17 protein-coding genes are annotated in these 24,721 nt (G+C 65.8%); 13 read left to right on the top strand and 4 right to left on the bottom strand.

Annotated features, from left to right (window positions below; translation table 11 throughout):
- Positions 1–94 precede the first annotated feature (94 nt).
- Both CQ017_RS16660 and CQ017_RS16655 read right to left on the bottom strand, forming a co-directional pair.
- The gene (locus CQ017_RS16660) at positions 95–1,399 is read right to left on the bottom strand and encodes a M1 family metallopeptidase (protein ID WP_105554655.1); all 1,305 of its coding nucleotides are present in this window, start codon (positions 1,397–1,399) and stop codon (positions 95–97) included.
- Positions 1,400–1,410: 11 nt separating this feature from the next.
- Positions 1,411–5,331 carry a Pls/PosA family non-ribosomal peptide synthetase gene (locus CQ017_RS16655; RefSeq protein WP_105554654.1) on the bottom strand — a complete coding sequence of 1,307 codons (3,921 nt, stop codon included), beginning with the start codon at positions 5,329–5,331 and terminating at the stop codon, positions 1,411–1,413.
- Positions 5,332–5,648: 317 nt separating this feature from the next.
- Between CQ017_RS16655 and CQ017_RS16650 the strand changes: the two genes are divergently transcribed.
- Positions 5,649–7,136, top strand: coding sequence for a DUF5129 domain-containing protein (locus CQ017_RS16650; protein ID WP_105554653.1), 1,488 nt, complete (start codon positions 5,649–5,651; stop codon positions 7,134–7,136).
- 274 nt (positions 7,137–7,410) lie between these two features.
- Here the strand turns inward: CQ017_RS16650 and CQ017_RS16645 are convergent, their stop codons facing one another.
- Positions 7,411–8,379, bottom strand: a complete 969-nt coding sequence (locus tag CQ017_RS16645) for a quinone oxidoreductase (RefSeq protein ID WP_105554652.1) — start codon at positions 8,377–8,379, stop codon at positions 7,411–7,413.
- A gap of 170 nt (positions 8,380–8,549) precedes the next feature.
- Here CQ017_RS16645 and argC point away from each other — a divergent pair, with 170 nt between their 5' ends.
- The 7 genes from argC (at position 8,550) to CQ017_RS16610 (ending at position 16,526) form a co-directional block, all read left to right on the top strand.
- Positions 8,550–9,581 (top strand): N-acetyl-gamma-glutamyl-phosphate reductase, encoded by a 1,032-nt coding sequence (gene argC / locus CQ017_RS16640; RefSeq protein ID WP_105554651.1) that lies wholly within the window; start codon positions 8,550–8,552, stop codon positions 9,579–9,581.
- A complete protein-coding gene (argJ, locus tag CQ017_RS16635) occupies positions 9,578–10,777 on the top strand; it encodes a bifunctional glutamate N-acetyltransferase/amino-acid acetyltransferase ArgJ (protein WP_105554650.1) in 1,200 nt (399 codons plus the stop codon). Before argC ends, argJ begins: the two co-directional genes overlap by 4 nt.
- 26 nt (positions 10,778–10,803) lie before the next feature.
- On the top strand, positions 10,804–11,730 hold the full coding sequence (argB, locus tag CQ017_RS16630; RefSeq protein ID WP_105554649.1) for an acetylglutamate kinase: 927 nt from the start codon (positions 10,804–10,806) through the stop codon (positions 11,728–11,730).
- A complete protein-coding gene (locus CQ017_RS16625; RefSeq protein ID WP_374954798.1) occupies positions 11,727–12,977 on the top strand; it encodes an acetylornithine transaminase in 1,251 nt (416 codons plus the stop codon). The genes argB and CQ017_RS16625 overlap by 4 nt, the downstream gene beginning before the upstream one ends.
- A 45-nt stretch (positions 12,978–13,022) precedes the next feature.
- A complete protein-coding gene (gene argF / locus CQ017_RS16620; RefSeq protein ID WP_105554648.1) occupies positions 13,023–13,982 on the top strand; it encodes an ornithine carbamoyltransferase in 960 nt (319 codons plus the stop codon).
- Positions 13,983–14,486: an arginine repressor gene (locus tag CQ017_RS16615; protein ID WP_105554647.1), complete on the top strand. Its 504-nt coding sequence runs from the start codon at positions 13,983–13,985 to the stop codon at positions 14,484–14,486.
- 234 nt (positions 14,487–14,720) lie between these two features.
- Entirely contained in the window at positions 14,721–16,526 is a 1,806-nt protein-coding gene (locus CQ017_RS16610; RefSeq protein ID WP_146112523.1) for an HNH endonuclease signature motif containing protein, read from the top strand.
- 102 nt (positions 16,527–16,628) lie between these two features.
- Here the strand turns inward: CQ017_RS16610 and CQ017_RS16605 are convergent, their stop codons facing one another.
- Positions 16,629–17,180: a macro domain-containing protein gene (locus tag CQ017_RS16605; RefSeq protein WP_105554645.1), complete on the bottom strand. Its 552-nt coding sequence runs from the start codon at positions 17,178–17,180 to the stop codon at positions 16,629–16,631.
- A 346-nt stretch (positions 17,181–17,526) separates the two neighbouring features.
- On the opposite strand from CQ017_RS16605, the gene argH reads away from it, so the two are divergent.
- The 5 genes from argH to tyrS all read left to right on the top strand — a co-directional run bounded on the left by argH (position 17,527) and on the right by tyrS (position 24,293).
- Positions 17,527–18,945 carry an argininosuccinate lyase gene (argH, locus tag CQ017_RS16600; RefSeq protein WP_105554644.1) on the top strand — a complete coding sequence of 473 codons (1,419 nt, stop codon included), beginning with the start codon at positions 17,527–17,529 and terminating at the stop codon, positions 18,943–18,945.
- 131 nt (positions 18,946–19,076) lie between these two features.
- On the top strand, positions 19,077–19,817 hold the full coding sequence (locus tag CQ017_RS16595) for a maleylpyruvate isomerase family mycothiol-dependent enzyme (RefSeq protein WP_105554643.1): 741 nt from the start codon (positions 19,077–19,079) through the stop codon (positions 19,815–19,817).
- A gap of 149 nt (positions 19,818–19,966) precedes the next feature.
- Positions 19,967–20,500, top strand: a complete 534-nt coding sequence (locus tag CQ017_RS16590) for an adenine phosphoribosyltransferase (protein ID WP_374955000.1) — start codon at positions 19,967–19,969, stop codon at positions 20,498–20,500.
- A gap of 125 nt (positions 20,501–20,625) precedes the next feature.
- Entirely contained in the window at positions 20,626–22,884 is a 2,259-nt protein-coding gene (locus tag CQ017_RS16585) for an AAA family ATPase (RefSeq protein ID WP_105554641.1), read from the top strand.
- 89 nt (positions 22,885–22,973) lie between these two features.
- On the top strand, positions 22,974–24,293 hold the full coding sequence (gene tyrS, locus CQ017_RS16580) for a tyrosine--tRNA ligase (protein ID WP_181150583.1): 1,320 nt from the start codon (positions 22,974–22,976) through the stop codon (positions 24,291–24,293).
- Positions 24,294–24,721: the final 428 nt, after the last annotated feature.

The following is a 24,721-nucleotide window of genomic DNA, read 5'->3' as shown; positions in this document are numbered from 1 at the left end:
ACGGGCAGGACCAGGGAGCAGTGCGCTACTGCGCTTAAAGAAACGAACCGCCGAGCAGACTCGACGGTTCGTAGGTGGTGTTCTATGCGGCGCGCTAGCGTGGGAAAACCGGCAGCTTCTGGTCGTACAGCCACGGCCGCAGCAGGGCGGCGACATCCAGTGCGTCGGGGGCGAAACCCTGGGCGTGCGCGATGAACGCCTCGGTGTCTACGTGCCCGTGGCTTCGGGCGGCCACCCACTCTTTGAGCATCGTGTAGAAGGTTTCGGTGCCAAGCTCTCCGAGCAGCGCGAACAGCGCCATCGCGCCACGCTTGTATACGCGGTCATCGAACATGTCCTTGGCCCCCGGATCCCCCATGGCCAAATCCTGGTCCTGCCCGTCGAGCAGCTCCCAGGCCAGCCGGGCGCGTTCGGCCATGGGCATGACCCCGGCGGCTTCGGAATACAGCCACTCGCTGAAGCAGGCGAAGCCCTCGTGCAGCCAGATGTCCTTCCAACGCTTCAGGGTCAGCGAGTTGCCCCACCACTGGTGGGAGAATTCGTGGGCGATCAGGCGCTGCGCCTCCCAGTCCATGGACAGGTGGTTCAGCCCGAAGATGCTCAGCCCCTGGGCCTCGAGCGGGATCTCCAGCTCGTCGTTGACCACCACGATCTTGTAGCTCTCGAAGGGGTACGGGCCGAAGTGCCGTTCGAAGACCTCTGCCATTTCGGTCTGTTTGCCGAAGGCCCCGCGGACCTTCAGATCCATGCCGGGCACCGCATAGGCCACCAGATGCCGATCCTCGTCGAAGGGGATCTCCGAATAGCGGCCGATCTGCAAGGTAGCCAGGTAGCTGGCCATCGGTTCGCGCTGCTCGTAGACCCAGGTGTCGCGGCTGGCGGCGCGTGAATGGTTGATCAGTTCGCCGTTGGCCACCGCCCGGTAGCCGGCGTCGGTGGCGATGGAGAAGCGGTAGGTGGATTTGTGGCTCGGGTGGTCGTTGCAGGGGAACCACGTCGCCGCGCCGGTCGGCTGACCGGAAACGAGCACCCCATCGGTCAGCTCTTCCCAGCCGACCTCGCCCCAGATGCCGTTTTGCACCCCGGGGTTGCCTGCATAGCGCAGGGTCAGCTCGGTGCGCTCGCCGGCGGCCAAGCGGCTCGGCAGCTGCACCTCGATGCGGTGGTTGCGCTTGGAGACCTGGGCCTTTTTGCCTTGGCAGGTGGCCTTCAGCACGCGCAGCCCGTGCAGGTTCAATTGCACGGTGTCCAGGTCCTGGAGCGCGCGCAGGTGCAGTACCGCCTTGCCTTCGAGCAGGTTGCTGGCGAGCTTGCAAGTCAGTTCCAGGTCGTAGTGGTCCACGGTGTACGCGGCCGAACCGTGGTGCTTGGTGTATTCATCCAAGATCTTCTGGGGCATCCGGCGCGGTCCTATGCTGTCTGTGATTCGTCGGGTGTGATGTTCCAGCGTACCGCCGGATTGCCGCGCCAGTAGGTATTTGCTGGCAGCACCTCGCCGCGCAGCACCAGCGAAGCCGGTCCGGTGGTGGTGCCATCGGAGATCTTCGCAGCCGGCAGGATGACGCTGTGCGGGCCGAGCGTAGCCCCGGACCCGAGGGTGACCGTGTCAATGGACATGATGCGGTCGTGGAACAGGTGGGTCTGCAATACGCTGCCGCGGTTCACCGTCGTGTGATCTTCCAAGGTGACCAGGTCTGCCTCGGGGAACCAGTAGCTTTCACACCACACCCCGTGCCCGATCTTTGCGCCCTGCGCACGCAGGAACCAGACCAGCGCCGGCGTGCCGGAGGCCAGCCGCGCAAACCACTGGGCGCAGACCAGCTCCACAAAGGAGTCGACCATCTCGGTGCGCCAGATGAACGAGCTCCACAGCGTGTGCTCGCCCGGGCGGATCACCCCGACCACCAGCCATTTGGCGGCCAACGCGCTGGCTGCGGCGAGAGCTCCGGCCAAGACCAGTACCGCGCCGGAGAGCAGCGCGGCGGACAGCGGGTTCACGTGGGTCACCAGCGCGGACAGCGCCCAGAGCACTCCGGCGGCGATGCCTACCGTGGTGAAGACCGCCAGGCAACGGGAGAGCTCCCAGGCCGCACGCATGATCTTGAGCTTCATCGGCGGCTGATAGGTACGCTCGGATTCGGCATCCACCGTGGTGCGCCGCAGCTTATGCGGGGGAGAGCCGATCCAGGAAGTTCCGGCCTTCATCTTGCGGGGGGTCGCCGAAAGCACCGCAATCAGCGAGCGCTTAGGCACCCGGCGACCGGCATGCAGGATGCCGGAGTTGCCGAGGAACGCTTTTTTGCCCACGCGCACCGGGGCGATATGCATCCAGCCGCCGCCCAATTCGTAGGAGGCGACCATGGTGTCATCGGCCAAAAAAGCGCCCGAGGCGATGGTGGTCATCTTCGGGATCAGCAGCACCGTGGAGATTTCCACGTCACGGCCGACCTTGGCGCCGAGCAGCCGCAGCCACACCGGGGTGAACAATGAAGCGTAGAGCGGGAAGAGCACATCGCGGGCGGTATCCAGCACGCGTTCGGTCGCCCACGCCTGCCAGCCGACCCGGGAGGTCACCGGATGCCAGCCTTCGACCAGGCCGATGGACAGCAACCGCACCTCGATGACGATCAGCGCCATCATGGACAGGAACCATACCAGCGCGGCAAGCAGCACCGCCGGGATGATTTTCCAGCCGATCGAGGTCAGCGATTCCTCGGCACGCAGCATCGGAGTGACCGCCAACACGGCCAAAACCACCGGCAACCACTGCAAGAGGTTCAGCAATATCGAACCGACCGCGCCCAGCACGCGCGGAAGGACCCGGTATGACGGAATTTCTTCGGGCCAGCGTGGCTTGGCCCGTCCCTCGCGAGCGGCCGGGGATCCGGCATAGCGCGAGTTCTCGCGGGTTTCGCCGTAGATGGCGGATCCGGCTTCCACGATGGTGTGTGGTCCAACCACTGCTCCGGGAACCAAGGTGGAGCGGGCGCCGACGGAGGCGAAATCGCCGACGCTCACATGGCCCACATGCACCTGGTCGCCGTCGATCCAGTAGCCGGAGACGTCGACCTCGGGCTCCAAGGTGGCCCCCGGTCCGACGGTGAGCATTCCGGTCACCGGAGGCAGCGTGTGCATGGTGGCGGTTCTGTCGATATTTGCGCCCAGCATGCGCGCGTACCAAGGCAGCAGCGGCGCGCTGGCCAGGGAAATCGGATCGACCACATCGGAAATGTGCTGCGCCAGCCACAAGCGCAGGTGCATCGAGCCCGAACGCTGGTAGGTTCCCGGTTTCAGCCCGCGCAGCAAGAGCTTGCTGGCCAGGATCGAGAGCCCCATGCGCCCGGCAGGGGTCACGAAGATCAGCCAGGAGGCCACGATCGAATACCACGGAATCGGCAGCTGCGCTTCGAGGATTCCCACGCTGAGCAGGAACCAGTGACCGAGCATCAGGTAGGTGAACCAACGCAGGCCGGAAAGGATGAACAGCGGCACCGCGAGCAGAGTCTGGGCGATCTGCGTGATGCGCTTGGTGCGCTTGACGATGCGAGGCTCGATGACCTCGTCGTTGACCTGCTGTCCGCCGAGGTATTCCACCAGCGCACCAAAGCGCGGGTAGTCGTAGAGCTCGGCGACCGTCAGGTCCGGGTAGCGGGCGCGCAAAGCGGAGACCAGTTGGGCCGCGGAGAGCGAGCCGCCGCCGGAGCCGAAGAAGTCGGAGTCGGCGCTGGAGGCCGCGATGCCCAGCGCGCCCTTCCAGGCCCGGGCCACGAAGTCGCCGGTCTCATCGAGCCCGGCCAGCTCCTCGCCGGACTGCTCGGATTCGGCCCCGGCCAGCGGCCACGGCAGCGCGTTGCGGTCCACCTTGCCGCTGGTTTTCATCGGCATGCTGTCCACCACGGTGAGCAGCGGCACCATCGCCGCGGGCAGATCCTTGAGCAGTTCGGTGCGCGCGGCATCCAGGTCATAGCCCGCGTCGGCGGCCAGATAGCCGACAAGCAGCTTGTTTCCGGTACCGGTTTCGCGCACCGCCACCGCGGCGCTGGACACGCCGTCGAGCGCGCTCAGCGCCGCGTCGATTTCACCGAGTTCGATGCGCCGGCCGCCGATCTTCACCTGGTCGTCTACGCGGCCGATGAAGACCAGCCCCAGCCGGTCATTGACCACCACGTCGCCCGAGCGGTAGGCGCGGTCCCAGCCCAGGGTGGGCATGGGCGCGTACTTCTCGGCGTCCTTTTCCGGGTCCAGATAGCGGGCCAGGCCCACCCCGCCGATGATCAGCTCACCGGTTTCGCCTTCGGCGACGGGAATTCCCTCTCCGTCGACTACCGCCAGGTCCCAGCCGGCCAGCGGCAGGCCGATGCGCACCGGGAGGCTGCCGTCCATGGTGGCGCCGCAGGCCACCACGGTGGCCTCGGTCGGGCCATAGGTGTTCCACACCTCGCGGCCCGCGGTGGCCAGGCGTCCGGCAAGCTCCGGCGGGCAGGCTTCGCCGCCGAAGATCAGCAGGCGCACGGACTCCAGCGCCTGCGACGGCCACAGCGCGGCGAGCGTGGGCACGGTGGAGACCGCGGTAATGGAGCGGGAGATCAGCCAGGGGCCCAGATCCATGCCGCTGCGCACCAGCGCCCGCGGTGCGGGAACCAGGCAGGAGCCGTTGCGCCAGGCGATCCACATCTCCTCGCAGGACGCATCGAAGGCCACCGACAGTCCGGCCAGCACGCGGTCCGAGGTGTTCAGCGGGTCTTCGGGCAGGAACATGAGTGCTTCGGCATCCACAAAGGCGGCGGCCGAACGGTGGGAGACCGCCACGCCCTTGGGCTTGCCGGTGGAGCCGGAGGTGAAGATGATCCACGCGTCGTCGTCCAGCTGCGGCGCGCGCGGGTTCGGGAAGGGGGTGGGGCGATCGGCGGAAACCACGATCTCCTCCAGGCCCTTCACGATGCCGGCGACCTCGGCCTCGGTGAAGACCACCTTCGCCCGCTCGTCCGGATCGTCCGCGTCAACCGGTACATAGGCGGCACCGACCCAGAGGATCGCGAGGATCCATTCATAAAGCTGGCGGGTTCCGGAGGGGACGCGCACGCCGATTCGGTCGCCGGCGCCGAGCCCGTGTTCATGCAGGGCGCGGGCTTTCGCCTTGACCTCCTCGATCAGCTCCGCGTAGCTTTCGCTGCGTTCGCCGTCGTCAATGGCCGGCGCGTCGGGATGCGCCGTGGCGGTGGCCTGCAGAATGTCGATGAGGGTGCGCTCGGCAGGAGCTAGCGCACCGGAAGGGAACTGGGGCGAGTGGAGCCCAGGCTCCTCGGTCTTTGAACTATTTACGGAGTCCATACTTGGCGGATCCGTCCCTTCACTAAAGTGTCATGCACAAGTGGTTCGAGCGCTCAGGGGGAGTGAACTCTCGGAAAAGGGGGTACGGATCCTGGAGGGGATCGGACGTTGCGGCGTCCAGAACCCATTAAATACCCTCGGACCGCCTACCGGGAAGTTGAAGGGTCAATTGGTCGTTGGAATCACATCGCTGCTCCTCCTGGCAGCGTGCCGCGGCGCCCCGCGGGCTGCGCGGCTACCCCGTTCCAGCCGTTAGGATGGAGCTATTGGCCTAACGTTCGGAATAATTCGCATCATCTGCCTGAGAGGAATTCTCCATGCGCCAGCTCAATTCTCCACGCCGTGCACTGGCCGCGGCGGCCGCCGCCACGCTGCTGTTCCTCGCCGTGCCGCCCGCGGCGCAGGCAGAGGGAACCAACCTGGATTCGATCACCATCGATGACACCGCCAACGTGCTCAACGAGCAGAAGCTGCGCGATGCGGTGGGCGAGATCGACTTCAACGAGCCCACCAAGGTCGCCGTGTATTCGCGTGAAGGCCAGTATGCGGATGACATCAACAGCCAGACGCTAGGCCACGCCCGCAGCGCGCACCCCGAATGGATTTCGGCGGACCCCGAGGACTACGGTGACTACTGGGCCGACGGATACTTCATCATCACGCTGTCCGTGGAGGGCCCTGGAGATGGCCAGATCGGGACCTACTTCGGCGAGGACCGCAAGGTGTCCGACTCCCAGATGCGCTCGATCCATGAGGCGGGCTCCGAGGATTTTAACCAGGCCCGCTGGACCGACGGAGTTGTCGCCGTCGCCGCGCGCGGCGCGAACATCATCAACCGCCCCTGGTATCGGCATCCGGCGCTCGGCTGGACCGTGGGGCTGGGGAGCCTGGGCGCCATCGGAGGTACCGGCATAGCGCTCGCGGTGCGTTCGGGGCGGCGCAAGAGCTTCGCCGAGCAGCTGGAATCGGGCAGCGCGCACCTGACCAATGTGACCATGGATTTGGACGCCACCGAACTATCCGCGCGCACCTTGCCTGGCGACTCGCACCACGCCGCGGAACTCGAACGACGCTTCGCCGACTTTGCCGCCACCTACCGCGCTTGCTTCACCACGCAGCAAGAGCTGGCGCAGGCGAGCAAGAAGCTGCGTTCAAGCGGCCCCGGGGTGGCTCGCGCCAAGGAATTCCACGCCAACGCCCAGGCCCTGGACCTCACCGACGATGCGATCAACGACGCCGCGGCCCTCTACACCCGCGGTGCCGCGTGGGAAGATGCCTGGCGCCGCCAAACCGCACCCTTGCTCGAAGACCTGACCGAGCTGCCCGCGCTGATCGAAGATGCGCCGGAAGAACTGCAGGCACAAGCCGCCGCATTGGATTCCTACTCCGCCACCGCAAAACGCGCCGTGGCAGATCTGGGCAACGAGCTGAAGGCCGAAAAGCTCGATGTGGATACCGCCCTTGATAAGTTGTCCGAACTGCGCAGCCAGCTCACCGAACGACTCGATGCCTACGCTAGCGCGCAGGTCGAGGTCTATGCGTCGAGCGCCGAAGAGAAGCAGGAGATGCACGAAGCGCTGCGCCACTCCCGCTACGACAGCACCGGTGCGAGCCGTTCGGGATCCATTCTCGATGTGATCTACCCGGCTTCGATGTTCTGGCGGGTGAACTCCTACAACGCCGGGTACGCCACCGGGGTCAACGCGGTGGACACCTCCCGGGAGGCCGCCAGCTCCTCGGGTGTCTCCCACGGCTATTCCGGTGGCGGCAGCTTCTCCGGCGCCGGGGGATCCTCGCGATTCTAGATTCTGGGTTCCCGGGGATCTGGGCTGGCCCGGCTCGCTGCGGGCCCTCGGAAGATCGGTGGTTTTCCGCCGGCTGCCTGGTCTGCGGAATCTTGGCGAAGAGGACGCTTCACCGTGGCTCGTATTTCGAAACCGGAGTGCTGCCGTGGTTCCAGAAGATGGAATCGGCCAGCGGCATGGGCCAGTGGCTATTGGCTCAAAGCGCTAGTTCATTAATCGACTAATGCCCGCCGCTGAGGTGCAGTGGCAGGCATTAGCTAACTGGGGCTGGGAGTTAGGGAACGAGTAGCACCTTGCCGGTGGTTTTGCGCGATTCCAACGCACTATGCGCCTTGCTCGCGTCGGCCAGCGCGAATTTCTGCCCGACGCGGACATCCAAGTCCCCGCTGGCGGCCCAGCCTAAGACGTCGCCGAAGCGCCATGCGCGTTCCTCGTCCGTGGCCAGGAAGTCCGAGAGCTTCGGCCGGGTCACGGTCAGCGACCCGGCCGCATTCAGCCGCTGCAGGTCGAAGGGCGGAACCTGGCCGCTGGCCCCGCCGAAGAGCACCAGCGTGCCGCGGCGCTTGAGTACCTTCAGCGAGGTTTCGAACGTGTCCTTGCCGATGCCGTCGTAGACCGCGTGCACGCCCACTCCGCCGGTGACCTTGTTCACGGTGGCTTCGACCTGGTCATAATCCACCACGTAGTCGGCTCCGGCGGCGCGGGCCAGGTCCTTCTTCTCCTGGGTGGAAGCGGTGGTGATGACGGTGGCGCCCTTCATCTTCAAGATCTGCGTGAGCAGCAGTCCCACTCCGCCGGCGCCGGCGTAGCTGAGGATGACATCGCCCGAATGCACCAGATAGCTCGAATGCGTCAGATAGTGCGAGGTCATGCCCTGCAGGGGGAGCGCCGCGGCCAATCGCAGGTCGACCTTGTCGGGCACCTTGCCCAGCTCGGTCTCGCCGACCACGGCGTACTGGGCGTAGCCCTTGGTGCCGCTGGAGGTGGCGACCCGGTCGCCGACCTTCAAATGGCGCACGTTCTCGCCGACCTGGGTGACGGTGCCGGAGAATTCGCTGCCCGGGGTGAACGGATAGTCCACGGCGTAGACTCCCGAGCGCTGATAGGTTTCGATGAAGTTCACGCCGGCGGCCTCGACTTTGACGAGCACCTGCCCTGCGCCCAGGGCAGGGATTGGGGTTTCGCCGAGCTCCAAAACTTCGGGCCCACCTGCGTGGGAGACGAGTATGCTCTGCTGATTCATGCGATGCGCTTCCAATCTTTGTCCCTATGCCATATTGCTGACGGCTCCTGGTAACCAGTCTAGGACTGAAGGGTGTGAGCCGGGTGGGTGGCAGCCCCGGGTTGCGTAAATGACGAACTATTTATGCATATTTATTAGGTTTGATGCATAACCAGTTGTAGAGTGAGGTCATGACGATTTCAGTTGCTGTCTCCGGCGCCAGCGGATACGCCGGCGGCGAGGTCCTTCGAATTTTGGCCAACCACCCACAGGTAGAGATCGGTGCGATCACCGCGCACTCCCAGGCCGGGCTGCGCTTGGGCGGCGTCGCCCCGCATCTGCACTCCCTGGCCGAGCGCGTGCTCGTGGAGACCACCGTGGAAAACCTGGCCGGGCACGACGTGGTCTTCCTCGCCCTTCCGCATGGCGCGAGCGCCGCGGTCGCCGCGGCCCTGCCCGAATCCACCCTGGTCATCGACGCCGGGGCAGACCACCGACTGGAATCCGCCGCCGCCTGGGAGAAATTCTACGGTTCGCCGCATGCCGGATCCTGGCCCTACGGGCTGCCCGAACTGCCCGGCCAACGCGAACAACTGATCGGCACCAAGCGCGTGGCCGTCCCCGGCTGCTACCCGACCGGCGGCCAATTGGCCCTCGCCCCGGGCTACGGCGCGGGCCTGTTGGAGGCCAAGGACGTGGTCATCGTCTCCGCCTCGGGCACCTCCGGGGCCGGAAAGAGCGCCAAAACCCATTTGCTGGGCAGCGAAACCATGGGCTCGATGAGCACCTATGGCGTCGGCGGCATCCACCGCCACATCCCCGAGATGGAGCAGGGCCTGTCCAAGCTCGCCGGGGAGGAAGTCACCGTATCCTTCACCCCGACCCTCGCGCCGATGCCGCGCGGCATCCTGACCACCGCCACCGCGCGGATCAAGCCCGGGGTCACCGCCGGGGCGCTGCGCGCAGCCTGGGAATCGGCCTACGCCAACGAGCCATTTGTGCACCTGCTGCCCGAGGGCCAGTGGCCGACCACCGGCGCGGTGCAGGCGAGCAACCACGTGCAACTGCAGCTGGCGCTCGACGAGCACGCCGGACGAGTGATCGTCACCCTCGCGCTGGATAACCTCACCAAGGGCACCGCGGGCGCCGCGGTGCAATCGATGAATATCGCCCTCGGCCTGCCCGAAACCACCGGATTGATGATGCAAGGAGTCGCACCGTGAGCCTGTCCCACACCCCCACCTTTCCGCCGGCCGAACTGGCCGGCGTCACCGCACCGGCCGGCTTCCTGGCCTCAGGGGTCCCCGCGGGCCTGAAATCCACCGGCAAGAACGACGTCGTGCTGGTGCAGAACCTGGGCCCGGACTTCACCGCCGCCGCGGTATTCACCGCGAACCGCGTGGCCGCCGCCCCGGTGCACTGGTCCAAGGAGATCATCAAGGACGCCCGGGTGGATGCGATCGTGCTGAACTCCGGCGGCGCCAACGCCTGCACCGGTGCCGAGGGATTCGGAAATACGCACCGCACCGCCGAATACGTGGCCGAACTGCTGAACCTCTCTTCGGGCGACGTGGCGGTGGCCTCCACCGGGCTGATCGGCATGCAACTGCCCATGGATAAGCTGCTGCCCGGGGTGAAACAGGCGGCCGGAGCGCTCGCCGACGGCCAGGGAGCCGCCGATGCGGCCGCCGCCGGCATCATGACCACCGACACCGTCCCGAAAATCGCCTCGCGCAGCGTGAGCGGATATAGCATCGGCGGCATGGCCAAGGGTGCGGGAATGCTCGCCCCGGCGCTGGCCACCATGCTCGTGGTGCTCACCACCGATGCGGTGCTCGAGCCCCAGGCGCTGGACCAGGCCCTGCGCGCGGCCACCGCGGTGAGCTTTGACCGGGCGGACTCCGATGGCTGCATGTCCACCAACGACACCGTGCTGCTGATGTCCTCCGGCGCCTCGGGCATCGCCCCGGACCTGGAAGAATTCACCGCCGCCCTGGCAGATCTGTGCCAGGAGCTGGCCGCGAAGCTGATCGACGATGCCGAAGGTGCACAACACACCATCGCGGTGCGCACCTACAACGCGGCCACCGAGGCCGACGCTTTGGAGGTCTCCCGCGCGGTGTCCCGTTCGAACCTGGTCAAGACCGCGATCTTCGGCAAGGACCCGAACTGGGGCCGGGTGCTCTCCGAGGTCGGCACCACGGCCGCGGCCTTCGAACCCGATGAGCTGAACGTGGCGATCAACGGCGTGATGGTCTGCAAAAACGGCGGCGTCGGCGAGGACCGCAATCTGATCTCGCTGGAAGACCGCTTCGTCACCATCGACATCGACCTGAACGCCGGGGCGATCGAGGCGACGATCCTCACCAACGACCTGACCCACGACTACGTCCACGAAAACTCCGCCTACTCCAGCTAGGCCGCCTTCGCAGGAGCAAACCCACCATGCCGCACACAGCACATACCAACCTCGGCGCCGCTCGCACCAAGGCCGAAGCCCTGATCGAGGCGCTGCCCTGGATCCAGCGCTTCGCCGGGACCACGATGGTCATCAAATACGGCGGCAACGCGATGGTCAACGACGAGCTGCGCCGCGCCTTCGCCGAGGACATCGTGTTCCTGCGCCACGCCGGGATCAACCCGGTGGTGGTGCACGGCGGCGGCCCGCAGATCAACAAGATGCTCGACACCTTGGGCATCAAATCCGAATTCCGCGGCGGGCTGCGGGTGACCACCCCGGAGGCGATGGACGTGGTGCGCATGGTGCTCACCGGCCAGGTGCAGCGCGACCTGGTGGGCCTGATCAACTCGCACGGCCCCTACTCGGTGGGCATGTCCGGGGAGGACGGGGCCACCTTGCAGGCGGTGCGCACCGGCACCACCGTGGACGGCGTCGAGGTTGACCTCGGGCTGGTCGGCGAGGTCACCCGGGTGCGCACCGACCAGGTGGATTCGCTGGTCAAAGCCGGAATGATCCCGGTCATCTCCACCGTCGCCCCGGAGTTCGACGAGCACGCCGATCCCACCGGCGCGATCCTCAACGTCAACGCCGACACCGCCGCCGCGGCGCTGGCCACCGCGCTGGGCGCGGCCAAGCTGGTGATCCTCACCGACGTGGAGGGGCTCTACGCCGCCTGGCCGGACAAGTCCTCGCTGATCAGCTCGATCACCAACGAGGAGCTGCGCAGCATGCTGCCCACCCTGGAATCGGGCATGATCCCGAAGATGGGTGCCTGCCTGAAGGCGGTGGACGCCGGAGTGCCCCAGGCGCATATCGTCGACGGCCGCGAGGCGCACTCGATGCTGCTCGAAATTTTCACCACCGCCGGGATCGGCACCCAGGTGGTACCCCAGATTAAGGAATCCAAGTGAGTCAGGAACTGCGCGCCACCGGCGCGCTGAACGAGGCCAACGAACTCTCCGCGCTGCACGGCGCGGATCTCTCCGCCCGCTACGCCAAGTCGCTGCTCGGCGTGTTCGGCGCCCCGTCGCGGGTGCTCGTGCGCGGGGCCGGCTGCCATGTCTGGGACGCCGACGGCAACCAGTACCTGGATCTGCTCGGCGGCATCGCGGTGAACACCCTGGGCCACGCGAACCCGCTGCTGACTTCCGTGATCACCAGCCAGCTGGCCACCTTGGGCCACGTGTCGAACTTCTTCAGCTCCCCGACGCAGATCGCGCTGGCCGAGAAGCTGCTCGAAATCTCGGCCGCCCCGGAAGGCTCGAAGGTGTTCTTCGCGAACTCCGGCACCGAGGCGAACGAGGCGGCGCTGAAGCTCACCCGCCGGAACACCGGCACCGCGGCGGTCCCGCGCACCAAGGTGATCGCCCTGGAGCACGCCTTCCACGGCCGCACCCTCGGCGCCCTGTCGCTGACCTACAAGGAGAAGTACCGCGCTCCCTTTGCTCCGCTGCCGGGCAACGTCAGCTGGATTCCGGCCGGAGACGAGGCCGCGCTGCGCGCCGCGGTGGACGAAACCGTGGCCGCGGTATTCATCGAGCCCATCCAGGGCGAGGCCGGGGTGCGCGAGCTGGGCGCCGAGTACCTGCGCGCGGCCCGCGAGATCACCACCGCGGCCGGGGCCCTGCTGGTCTTCGACGAGGTGCAGACCGGCATGGGGCGCACCGGCGAGTTCTTCGCCTCCACCGGCGTGATCCCCGATGTGATGACCCTGGCCAAGGGCCTGGGCGGCGGCTTCCCGATCGGGGCGATGATCGTCTTCGGGCAGCAGAACACCGCCTGGCTGACCCCGGGGGACCACGGCACCACCTTCGGCGGCAACCCGGTGGCCTGCGCCGCCGGGCTCGCGGTCATCCACACCATCGAAAATCAGAAGCTGCTGGGCCATGTGCGCGAAACCGGGAACTGGCTGCGCGCCGAACTGGCCGGCATCGACGGGGTGGGGGAGGTCCGCGGCCGCGGCCTGCTCACCGCCTTCGAGCTGATGGATGGTTCGGCGCCGAAGCTGGTTGGCGCCGCGCTGGATGCGGGGTTCATCGTGAACGCCACGGACGAGTCCACCATCCGCCTGGCCCCGCCGCTGATCATCACCCGCGAGCAGCTGGGCACCTTCCTCGCCGCCCTGCCGGCGCTGCTGACCGCGGCCACCGCCGCCTAGCCCACACATTTTCCCGGCACCACCGGAAGCAAAAGGAACCGATTCATGAGCGCTACCCGCCACTTCTTGACCGACCTCGACCTGAGCCCCGCCGAGCAGTCCAAGGTCCTGGACCTCGCCGCGGCGATGAAGGCCGACAAATACGGCTACCGGCCCTACGCCGGCCCGCAAACCGTCGCGGTGTTTTTCGACAAGACTTCCACCCGTACCCGCGTCTCCTTCCACGCGGGCATCGCCGAGCTCGGCGGCTCCCCGCTGATCATCAACTCCGGCGAATCGCAGCTGGGCCACAAGGAATCCATCGCGGACTCGGCCAAGGTGCTTCAGCGCATGGTCTCCACCATCGTCTGGCGCACCTACGCGCAGTCCGGCTTGGAGGAAATGGCGGCGAACTCCGCGGTGCCGGTGATCAACGCGCTCTCCGATGACTACCACCCCTGCCAGCTGCTCGCCGACCTGCTCACCGTGCGCGAGCACAAGGGCAAGACCCAGGGTCTGAGCATGGTCTACCTGGGCGACGCGGCGAACAATATGGCCAACTCCTACCTGCTGGCCGGGGTCACCGCCGGCATGCACGTGCGCATCGCCGGCCCGGAAGGCTACCTGCCGTCCGCCGAGATCATCGCCGCCGCGGAAATCCGCGCCGAGCAGACCGGCGCGTCGATCATGATCACCACCGACGCGGCCGCCGCGCTGGCCGACGCGGACGTGGTGGTCACCGACACCTGGGTCTCCATGGGGCAGGAAGCCGAGAAGGCGACGCGCCAGAAGCTGTTCACCGACTACTCGGTGACCACCGAAGCCATGAAGCTGGCGAAGCCCGATGCCATCGTGCTGCACTGCCTGCCGGCCTACCGCGGCTACGAGATTTCCGCCGAGGTGATCGACGGCCCGCAGTCGGTGGTCTTCGACGAGGCCGAAAACCGGGTCCACGCGCAGAAGGCCATCATGACCTGGCTGATGGTCGCCTCCGAGCTGGCCGCGGACGAGCGGGTCGAGCTTTAAATGGGAGCCCAGCCAAGCACCAAGACCGCACGCCAGGCGCGGATCCGCGCATTCCTGGGGAACAATTCGGTCAAAAGCCAGGCCGAGCTGCTCGGGCTGCTGAAGGACGACGGGCTGGAGGTCACCCAGGCCACGCTGTCCCGGGATCTGGTGGAGATCGGGGCGGTGCGCATCCGCGACCACCTCGGCCAGCTGATCTACGCGGTGCGCCAGGAGGGCGGGGACCGTTCCCCGAAGACCGCCATCACCCAGGAGGTGCTCGACGCGCGGCTGGCCAAGATCTGCCAGGAGCAGCTGGTCACCGCCGAAGCCTCGGGCAACATCGTCGTATTGCGCACCCCGCCGGGCGCCGCGAACCTGCTCGCGTTGGCCATCGACCACTCGCAGATGCCCTCCATCCTCGGCTGCATCGCCGGGGACGACACCATCATGATCATCACCCGGGCCGCCGATGGAGCAGCGGAGGTCGCCGGGCGTTTCCTGCAGCTGGCCGAACCACGCTAACCGGCTCGCCCGCGCACGATCTCCACGCACGATCGACCCGCCACCGGATGTTATCCACACCCGGTGGCGGCGCCGTTTAACCCGCGCCCGCCCCGGGGCATCATCGGTGCATGGACCCCGAACAACTGCCCCTGACGCTAAGCGAGCTGGCCGGCCAGCTCGTTACCGCGCCGGCGCTGAGTATCGAACAGCTCATCGCCGCGCAAGACGCGTGCCGCACGCTGTTCGGGGTCCTTGCCGAGCAAGCCGCCGCCGTCGATGATCCGCGGGTGGCGGCCGCCTTCGCCGAGCAGCTCGCGGTTGAACCGCGAGGTCTACCGCGAGCTGCCGCGTGCGGCCAGCGCCGTGGAAATTACCGCCAGCCATGCCCTGGCACTGGAGGAATTCGACGCGCTGCGTGCCGGCTCCACCGATTTCAGCGCCGCCGCGCGGCTGGCTCCGGGGCGCACCTGCTACCGGGATGCCGCGGATTTTTTGGGCAAGTGGCTCGGGCTGGACTATCAGGAGGCCAGCCGCCGCATCGCCGACGCGCACCTGATCCATGCCCGGCGCAGCATCGCTGGCACCGGCTGCGCCCCGCGGTTTACGCAACTGGCCCGCACCTTCGCCGAGCACAAGCAGCTTGATCCGCGCGCGGTGCTCGCCCAGGCCAGGGCGCTGGACAAGCTGGAGCCCGAGGACACCACCTTCGATGGGCTGCCCACCACCGCCAGCGCCACGGCAGAGGACGGCCAAACCCTCGAGGCGCACGCCAACCGGCTGCTGAAGGAACACGATCGAGCCACCAGCCGGAAGAAAATCTCTGCCCTGATGGCCCGATACAAGCTGACGCATGCCGTGCAGCCCCGCCCGGAACTCGGGGTTTTCCCCCGCCCGGTCAAGCAGGGAGTGCACGAGTACCTCATCCGAGTGGAGGGGCTCGACGCCGAGCTCTTCGAATCGCTGATCGCCCAGGCCGACAACAAGCGTACGGCCGCCGGGGCGGCGGCCCGCTTGACCGCGGCGGTACCCAAACGGCCGGCAGATGCCCCGGACATGCAGCCAACCGCCGCAAAGCCCGAGGAGCGGCTGCCGGCCTGGCGAGAAAAACTGGATCAACAGTGGAGCAGCGGCAGCCCGCCTCCGCGGTGGGCTGCCGATCCCGACCCCGAGCAGATCCCGGAACCCGCGGCCGCGGAGGAAGCGGCGCCCGACCTTAGCAGCGAGGCTGAAGGAGCGCCGCAGGGCAAGGAAAACTCCGCAATGCCAGCACCTTCTTCCCGGACGCGGCGCAGCAACCCACCGCCGGTCCCGGCTGGAATCGAACCTCTTCCGGCCTCCGCCGCTGACCTGGCCGCGCAGGCGGACCTGGATCCGCTGTGCAGCGTGCCGCGACGCCGGCTGAATGCCCTGCTGGGCATCTTGCGAAACCAACCCCATGGCGGTGAAGGCGGCGAGGGAAAAATCGTGACCCCGGAGCTGATCGTGTACCTGGCGCTACGCGACCTGCGCGAGCTGGCCAGCGGTACCGCCCGCACCGCCCACGGGATCGAGCTGGAACCGGAGGAGCTGCGCAAATTATTGTGCGACGCAGAGATCATCCCCATGGTTTTCAATGCGGCGGGGCAGGTGCTCGATGTCGGACGATCCCAGAGGTTGTTTCCCAAATCGATCAAACGGGCGGCGCGGGCACGCGACGGCGGCTGCATCGTGCCCGGTTGCACCATGGATCCGGCGCTGCTGGATTACCACCACATCCGGTACTGGGAACACGGAGGCCAAACCAGCCTGTCCAATTGCTGCCCCTTATGCCCGGCCCCATCATGTCGCGGTGCACTTGGGGTACCTCAAGATCGTGAGCATCGACGGGCTGCCGCACGTGCTCTTGCCCGAACACCTCGATCCGGATCGAAGGCCGAGACGCAACCAGTACTTCCAAACCTTCGATGCCACCGGACATGGTTCTGCGCAGGGCCCCGGAATTCCATCCGGAGCCGATCCTCCGTCCGTGATGAACCAGCATCCGGAAACGGGGCACAACCGGCAAGCCCCGGGCGATAGTGCCCACCCGGCTGCTTGACCGCGGCCCAGAGAAGAACTGCCCGTCAGGCGCTATGCCATGACGGGCAGTTCTTGGTGCCTGACACCGGGGTATCGGAGCGTTTAGGCTGCGAGCTGGTCCACGGAGGACATGTTAAATGCCTGCTCGAAGGCTTCTTGAACCTCGTCGGTATGTGACACCATCACGACTCGATGGATCGGCGAAATATGCTTATTCGTCTCGATCCAGGCGCTGATCGTTTCGAAGCCAATCTGTGCGACCTGCGCTGGCGGCCAGCCGAACGCACCCGCGCCCAAAGCCGGGAATGCGATCGAGTGCGCCTCATGGCGCGCGGCTAGATAGAGCGAATTGCTGAAGCAATCGGCCAGTATTTTCGGGTTGGGCTTGATCAGTGCCAGGTTCGGCGCCGCGGTGTGAATAACCCACTTCGCCGAAAGGTTCCCCGCCTTCGTCGCTACGGCAATACCGGAAGGGATCCCATCGGGGTACCGGGCCGTGCGCACTTCGCGGCAGGCGGCGAGCAGGCCGGGGCCGGCTGCCGCATGAATAGCTCCGTCAACGCCGCCGCCGCCCAACAATGAGGGATTGGCTGCGTTCACGATGGCATCAACGTTCAACGTGGTGATATCACCGCGGTATAACTGGATTTCCATGGGGTTTCCTCCAACGAAGTATCCGTATTCGATTGTGTGTCTCTCACCATACGCTCGCCTCCGCACCTGCGGAAGTGTAAAACGCGCAACTCACCGACTCCTCTCAAAAAACCGGTACATAGTTCACAGGTAGCCGATCGATACCCACGCCGGGCGCAAATATGTGACGGCGGGTGGCCGGTGCTGCGAACGGATGAGGACCGGAGCTCCGCAAGATGCGCACGGGACAATCGCAAACTCGCTGAATATTTATGAGCGCCAATGCATAAAGCTTTGCTAGAGTGGTTTCAGCGAATTAATAAACTTTACCCGTCTCCCGGCGGGATCTGGCTGAAAGGAACGAGTCATGGCCTCGTCAACAAATGAAGGATCGCTCTGGGGCGGACGCTTCGCCGGTGGACCGGCAGAAGCAATGGCTGCCCTGAGTAAGTCAACCCACTTCGACTGGCGCTTGGCCAGCTACGACATCGCCGGTTCCCGCGCCCATGCCAAGGTGCTCAACCGCGCCGGGCTGCTGACCGAGACCGAACTGACGGAGATGATCTCCGCCCTTGACCAGCTCGAAGCGGATGTGAAGTCCGAAGCCTACGTGGCGGCAGAATCCGATGAGGACGTGCACGGTTCGCTGGAACGCGGACTGCTCGAACGCGCCGGCACGCAGCTGGGCGGCAAGCTCCGCGCGGGCCGCTCGCGCAACGACCAGATCGCCACCCTGGGCCGCATGTTCCTGCGCGACCACGCGCGCATCATCGCCTCCGGTGTCATCGACACCATCGACGCGATGGTCGAACAGGCCAAGGCGCACCCGTACGCGCCGATGCCCGGGCGCACCCACCTGCAGCACGCGCAGCCGATCCTGCTTTCGCACCTGCTGCTGGCCTATGCGTGGCCGCTGCTGCGCGACGTGCAGCGCTTCGCCGATTGGGATAAGCGCGCTGCGGTTTCCCCTTACGGTTCCGGCGCGCTGGCCGGGCAGACCTTGGGACTGGACCCGAACTTCGTCGCCAGCGAGCTGGGCTTCGACTCCGCGGTGTTCAACTCGATCGACGGCACCGCCGCACGTGACGTATTCGCCGAATTCTCCTGGATCACCGCGATGATCGGCGTGGACCTCTCCCGCGTGTCCGAAGAAGTGATCCTCTGGGCCACCAAGGAGTTCAGCTTCGTGAAGCTGCACGATGCCTTCTCCACCGGCTCCTCGATCATGCCGCAGAAGAAGAACCCGGACATCGCCGAGCTGGCCCGTGGCAAGGCCGGTCGCCTGATCGGGGACCTGACCGGGTTGCTGGCAACGCTGAAGGCGCTGCCGTTGGCCTACAACCGCGACCTGCAGGAAGACAAGGAGCCGGTGTTCGACGCCGCGGACACCCTGGAGATGCTGCTGCCAGCGATGGCCGGCATGATGGGCACACTGACCTTCAACACCGAGCGCATGGCGCAGCTTGCGCCACAGGGCTTCGCGCTGGCCACCGACATCGCTGAATGGCTGGTCCGCCAGGGCGTGCCGTTCCGCGATGCGCACGAGCTCTCCGGCAGCGCCGTGCAGCTGGCCGAGTCGCGCGGCGTGGAGCTGTGGGACCTGACCGACGAAGAATATGCGGGCATCTCCGAGCACTTGACCCCGGCGGTGCGCGAGGTGCTCTCCACCGAGGGCTCGCTGAACGCGCGCAACGGGCAGGGCGGCACCGCGCCGAGCGCCGTCGCGGCGCAGCTAGCCGAATTCGAGCGCCAGCTCGACGAGATCCGCGCCTGGGTCAAGGGCTAAGCACAAACCTTCGTTCCGCAACCGATGGCGGCGCAATAGCTTCGAAATGCCGCGAAGCTATTGCGCCGCCGTAGGCAATTAACGAGCTGGCTACTTCTGCGCGCATACGCCCGCGCGCTAGAGTGTGTGCCATGACATCTGAACTTCCGCCGGAACAACTCCTTGAGCAGGTCACCACCGCCTTAGACGAACTGGCCACGCAGCTGGCGAAGTTGCCCGACGAGGCCTACGCCAAGCCCAGCTCGCTGCCCGGTTGGAGCACCGCGCAACTAGTCGCGCACCTGCATTCGCTGGCGCAGGCTGCCCGGCGGCAATTCGAGAACGCCGGGGCCGCGCACTTGCCGCCGATGTACGACGGGGGACAGGTCGGGCGGATCGAAGCGATCAATATGGTCGCGTTGCTGCGACCGGAAAAGCTGCGCGAACTGGTGGCCGAATCCCTCGCGCAGCTGCGCGTGGTGCTGGCCGGTTGCGCAGCCAAATGGGAGCAGCCGGTGGGCTATCGGCCTGCGGCGCAAGTCGCGGACATGGTCTATGCGGTGTGGCGCGAAATGCTGATACACGCCACCGATCTGGACGAATTCGTGCGCCCGGCCGCCAGCTGGCCGCAAGAGTTTTCCGATCACCTGCTGCGCGCGCTGGCCGCCCGGGTGCGGGCAGGTGACCGCGTCGTGGTGCAACCCCATGGACGGCAGCGCCAGGTGCTCGGCAACGGCCAGCGGTCCTGGGTTTTGGAGGGAACCGACTACGATCTGGCCGCCTGGTTCGCCGGCCGCCCGGTCAGCGGGGTGGTACGCGCCACCAAGGCCGCCGATTCGGCCGAATTCCCCACACTGCTGCCTTGGCCGAGCGATACCCTGATGCGGCGCTGATTCCGCGCGAATCCGCGCCCGGACCGCTGCCGCGCTAGGCAATGGGCGACTTGGCGGCGCAGCAGCAGCGAGCCCGGGTGCCTCCGTTCCGCCGATGGCACAATCGTCCAGGTACCCAGCGGGGTCACGCACGCACTAAAATATTACGCGTGACTAATAACGAGAGCATTTGCGAACTGCTGGATCGACTGTGCGCGGTGGTCCCCGACTACCCGCAGCCCGGTATCTCCTTTAAGGACCTCACCCCGGTGTTTGCCGATCCTGTGGGCTTGCGCCGCCTGGTCGACGAGTTGATCGCGCCCTTCGCCGGGACCTTCGACATCGTCGCCGGGCTGGAAGCGCGCGGCTTCGTGCTCGCCGCGGCCGCGGCCTACGCCTCGGGGACCGGGATGCTGACCATCCGCAAGGCCGGAAAGCTGCCGCGCGAGGTCTACCGCGATGACTACACCCTGGAATACGGCAGCGCCGCGCTGGAATTGCACAAGGATGAGATCGCCCCCGGCACCCGGGTGCTGGTGCTCGACGATGTGCTCGCTACCGGCGGGACCGTGGGCTCCTCGGTGCGGCTGATCGAACGCGCCGGAGGCATCATCGCCGGCGTCGGGGTGATCTTGGAACTTGAGGCCTTGGGCGGACGCAAGAACCTGGACGGGCACCGGGTGCTGTCGCTGCAAACGGTTTAACCGCCGCGCCGCGCCACGGCGTGGTGCGGCGCGAAGATGACGTGGTGGCTTCGCGGGATTAACCCGTAGGGTCGCTACGCGCGTAAGATTGTCTGTCCTGTAAGTTAGCGCGAGGGGAACCAAGATTGACCGGTACGATCGAGCGGGATCTGCTCGCTGAAAGCCAGTACGTCGCACGCCTGTATGACAGGCTCGATGAGTTGCGCGCGGAAAAGGTGGAGCAGCTTGCGCGCACTCGCGCCACCGGTGCGGTGGGTACCTTCCAGAACCAATCCGAACGCGATTCATTCGCCAGCCTCTACGAGGACCGCATCGCCCAGTTGGACGCGGTGCAGGATCGCTTGGTCTTCGGCCGGCTGGACATGGCCGACCACGGCGAGGGCATCGAACCGCGCTATATCGGCCGCATCGGGCTGTCCGACGAGGAGCTCAATCGGCTGATGATCGACTGGCGCGCCTCCGAAGCCGCCCCGTTCTACCAGGCCACCGCGTTGAACCCGCGCGGCGTGCGGCGCCGCCGCCACCTGATGCTCAAGGGCCGTACGGTGGCGGGGATCGAAGACGACGTGCTCGATGAAACCTGGCTCGACGAGGGCCACACCCACCACGGTGAAGGTGCCTTGATGGCCGCGCTGCGCGAAAAGCGCACCGGCCGGATGGGCGATATCGTCGGCACCATCCAGGCAGAGCAGGATGCGATCATCCGTGCGGAACTACCCGGCGCCGTGGTCGTGCAGGGCGGACCGGGCACCGGCAAAACCGCCGTTGCGCTGCACCGCGCGGCCTTCCTGCTCTACGAATACCGGGAACGGCTGAAGAATGCCGGCGTGCTGATCGTCGGCCCGTCCAACTCCTTCATGCGCTATATCGAACGCGTGCTCCCGTCGCTGGGTGAAACCGGTGTGGTCATGTCCTCGGTGGGCGAGCTGTACCACGGAGTGGCGGCCGGACCGGAAACCAATCGGACCGTGGCGAAGGTCAAGGGCCGGCTGTCGATGGCCAAGGTGATCGCCGCCGCGGTGCGCAACCGCCAGCGGCTGCTCGCCGAGGACCGCACGGTGGTGGTCGAAGGCACCCGGCTGACGCTGACCCGGGGCATGGTGCGCAACGCCCGCGAACGCGCCCGGCACAGCCACAAGCCCTATAACGAGGCCCGCGAAACCTTCACCAAGGTGATCGTCGGGGACCTGGCCGAGCAGCTGCTGCGCAAACTGGAGGAATCTGCGGGGCAGCCCAGCGCCGCTGACCGCTCCTACCTGCCCCAGGAAGTCCGCGAATCCTGGGATGTGCGCGTGGCAATCAACCTGTGCTGGATGCCGCTGAGCCCGCAGGGCCTGCTCGAAGAGCTCTACGCCAAGCCGCACCTGCTGGAGGCGGCCGCCCCGCGCTTGTCGCAGTCCGACCGCGACGCGCTGTTCCGCCCAGCAGGCTCGGCCTTCACCGAGGCCGATGTGCCGCTGCTCGACGAGGCTGCCGAATTGCTCGGCGAGTTCGTCAACCCGCAGGACGCTCCCGATAACTCGCAGTACGAGCGCGACGTGGAAAACGCGAAAATGGCGCTGAATAACATGGACACGATGCTCGCCAACGCGGGGATCGACGGGGTGGTCACCGCGGAGCAGGTCGCAGCGGTCAACCAGGAAACCGCCGCCTCGCAGAGTGCTGCGGAACGTGCGGTGGCCGATCGCACCTGGGCCTACGGGCATATCGTGGTTGATGAGGCGCAGGAACTTTCGCCGATGCAGTGGCGCCTGCTGGTTCGCCGCTGCCCGATGAAGTCCTTCACCATCGTCGGGGATATCGCGCAGACCTCCGCCGCCTCGGGCGCCAATAGCTGGGCGCAGGCACTGGAACCCTTCCTGGGCAAGCGCTACAACCTCGAAGAGCTTACGGTAAACTACCGCACCCCGGCGCAGATCGCCGATGCGGCAGTTCGCGTGGCCCAAGCCGCGGGGCTGCGCATCACCACGCCGCGCGCGGTGCGCGAAGGAGACTGGCCGCCGGTGCTCACCTATGCGCCGCAGGGCCGGCTGATCGAGCAACTCATCGCGCAGCTTCCCGAAGAGCTGGACTACGCGGCCGGGGGCCTGCAGGCGATCATCGTCCCGCAGGAATTGCTGGCCGCCGCGCGCGCTGCGGTCACCAAGGTCTACGGCGAGCGTGTTGGCACCGGATCCGGCGGAATGGTCCAGGACATCGTGGTGATTACCGCACGCGAATCCAAGGGATTGGAATTCGACGGGGTGATCATCGTGGAACCTGCGCAGCTGATCGCGGACGTCGACGGGGGAGTGGGCGATCTGTACGTCGCGATGACCCGCACCACCCAGCGCTTGCACGTGATTCACACCGCGCCGCTGCCCGCGGGGCTCACCGAGCAGTAGTAGTTCATCCCAAGACAACCCGGAATCCCCGGGTGTGAGAACGGGAACAAACTAGGACTGGCCGACGGGATTTTGCTAATGTGGAGACTGTGTCTGACTTAAAGCAAATTCCCGTCATTGCGGGACAGAGTAATGATCCCTCCTTCGAGAATATCTGGCAGGAACTAAAGTGGCGCGGGCTGGTGCACGTGTCCACCGATGAGGCCGAGCTAGAACGCGTGCTGTCCGAAGAGAGCATCACTTACTATTGCGGGTTCGATCCGACCGCACCTTCCCTTCACTTGGGCAACCTCGTGCAGTTGCTGAATATGCGCCGCCTGCAGTTGGCCGGGCACAAGCCGCTGGCCCTGGTCGGCGGGTCCACCGGCCTGATCGGCGACCCGCGGCAGACCGCCGAGCGCACCTTGAACACCAGAGAAACCGTCACCGAGTGGGTTACCCGCTTGCAGGGGCAGGTGTCCCGCTTCCTTTCTGCCGAAGGGGAGAACGCGGTCCGCTTGGTCAACAACCTGGACTGGACCCAGCAGCTCTCCGCCTTGGACTTCCTGCGCGACGTGGGCAAGTACTTCCGTGTTGGCACGATGATCAAGAAGGAAATCGTTTCCGCCCGGCTGAACTCCGAGGAGGGCATCAGCTACACCGAGTTCTCCTACCAGGTGCTGCAGGGCTACGACTTCCTTGAGCTGAACCGTCAGTACGGTTGCATCCTGCAGACCGGTGGCTCGGATCAGTGGGGAAACCTCACCAGCGGAACCGACCTGATCCGCAAGGTTGAGGGCAAGTCGGCTCACGCCTACGGCACCCCGCTGATTACCAATTCCGATGGCACCAAGTTCGGCAAGTCCGAAGGAAACGCGATCTGGCTGGACGCGGAGATGTGCAGCCCGTACACCCTCTACCAGTTCTGGCTGAATACCGCCGACGCGGATGTGATCAACCGTTTGAAGGTCTTCACCTTCCTGACCCGACAGCAGATCGAGGCCCTCGCGATCGAGGTCGCCGAGCGTCCGTTCAAACGCCAGGCCCAACGCGAGCTCGCATGGCTTGTCACCTCGCTGGTTCACGGTGAAGAGGCCACTAACAAGGTCATCGCGGCTTCGGCGGCGGTCTTCGGCAATGGTGATCTGAGCGAGATCGATCTGCTAACTCTGGAATCGGTGCTCGCCGAGTTGCCGTCGGCGAAGGTTACAGCCGATGAGCTCGGTATTCTGAACGTGCTGCACGCTTCGGGTTTGAGCGAAAGCCAGTCTGCGGCTCGTCGTACCGTGAACGAAGGTGGCGCCTACGTGAATAACGAGAAGGTCGCCGGTATCGATACGGTGCTAACCGCAGAGAACTTCCTGCATGGCCGCTACGCCATCGTGCGCCGCGGCAAGAAGAACATGGCAGTCGTGGAGCTTTCGGCCTAGGTAAGTAGCCAGCTTCAATCAGCGACAAACACGAAACCGCCAGAAATGTCTGTGAACCACGACACTTTTCTGGCGGTTTTGTTGTACCCTTATCACTAAACCACTAGTCAGCCGGTGTTTAGAGACGATTTATTGGATAGTTCGCCGATTTGCGCGATACGTAGAAGCCCCGTATAGTTTTTCTCTGTTGCCGGAACGCAAACAACGTGGAATACACGTAGAATTCATCCGGTGGCAAAGAGCTTTTCACAAGGCGTTTCGACTGGTTTTGACCGGTTCGCGAAACATGCTAGAGTTGTAAAGTTGCTCCGGAGCGAAGCAGCCGCCGATTGCGGTGGTTGTGGTGTCGAGAGTGTTTGTTGTTTGAGAACTCAATAGTGTGCCAAGTTTATTGATACCGAATTATTTTTAATTTGGTGGATATATAA

Source organism: Arthrobacter sp. MYb224 (assembly GCF_002975455.1).
Classification (GTDB): domain Bacteria; phylum Actinomycetota; class Actinomycetes; order Actinomycetales; family Micrococcaceae; genus Glutamicibacter.
The sequence above is the reverse complement of the archived record's forward strand: the minus strand, read 5'-3'. Positions and strand labels throughout refer to the sequence as shown.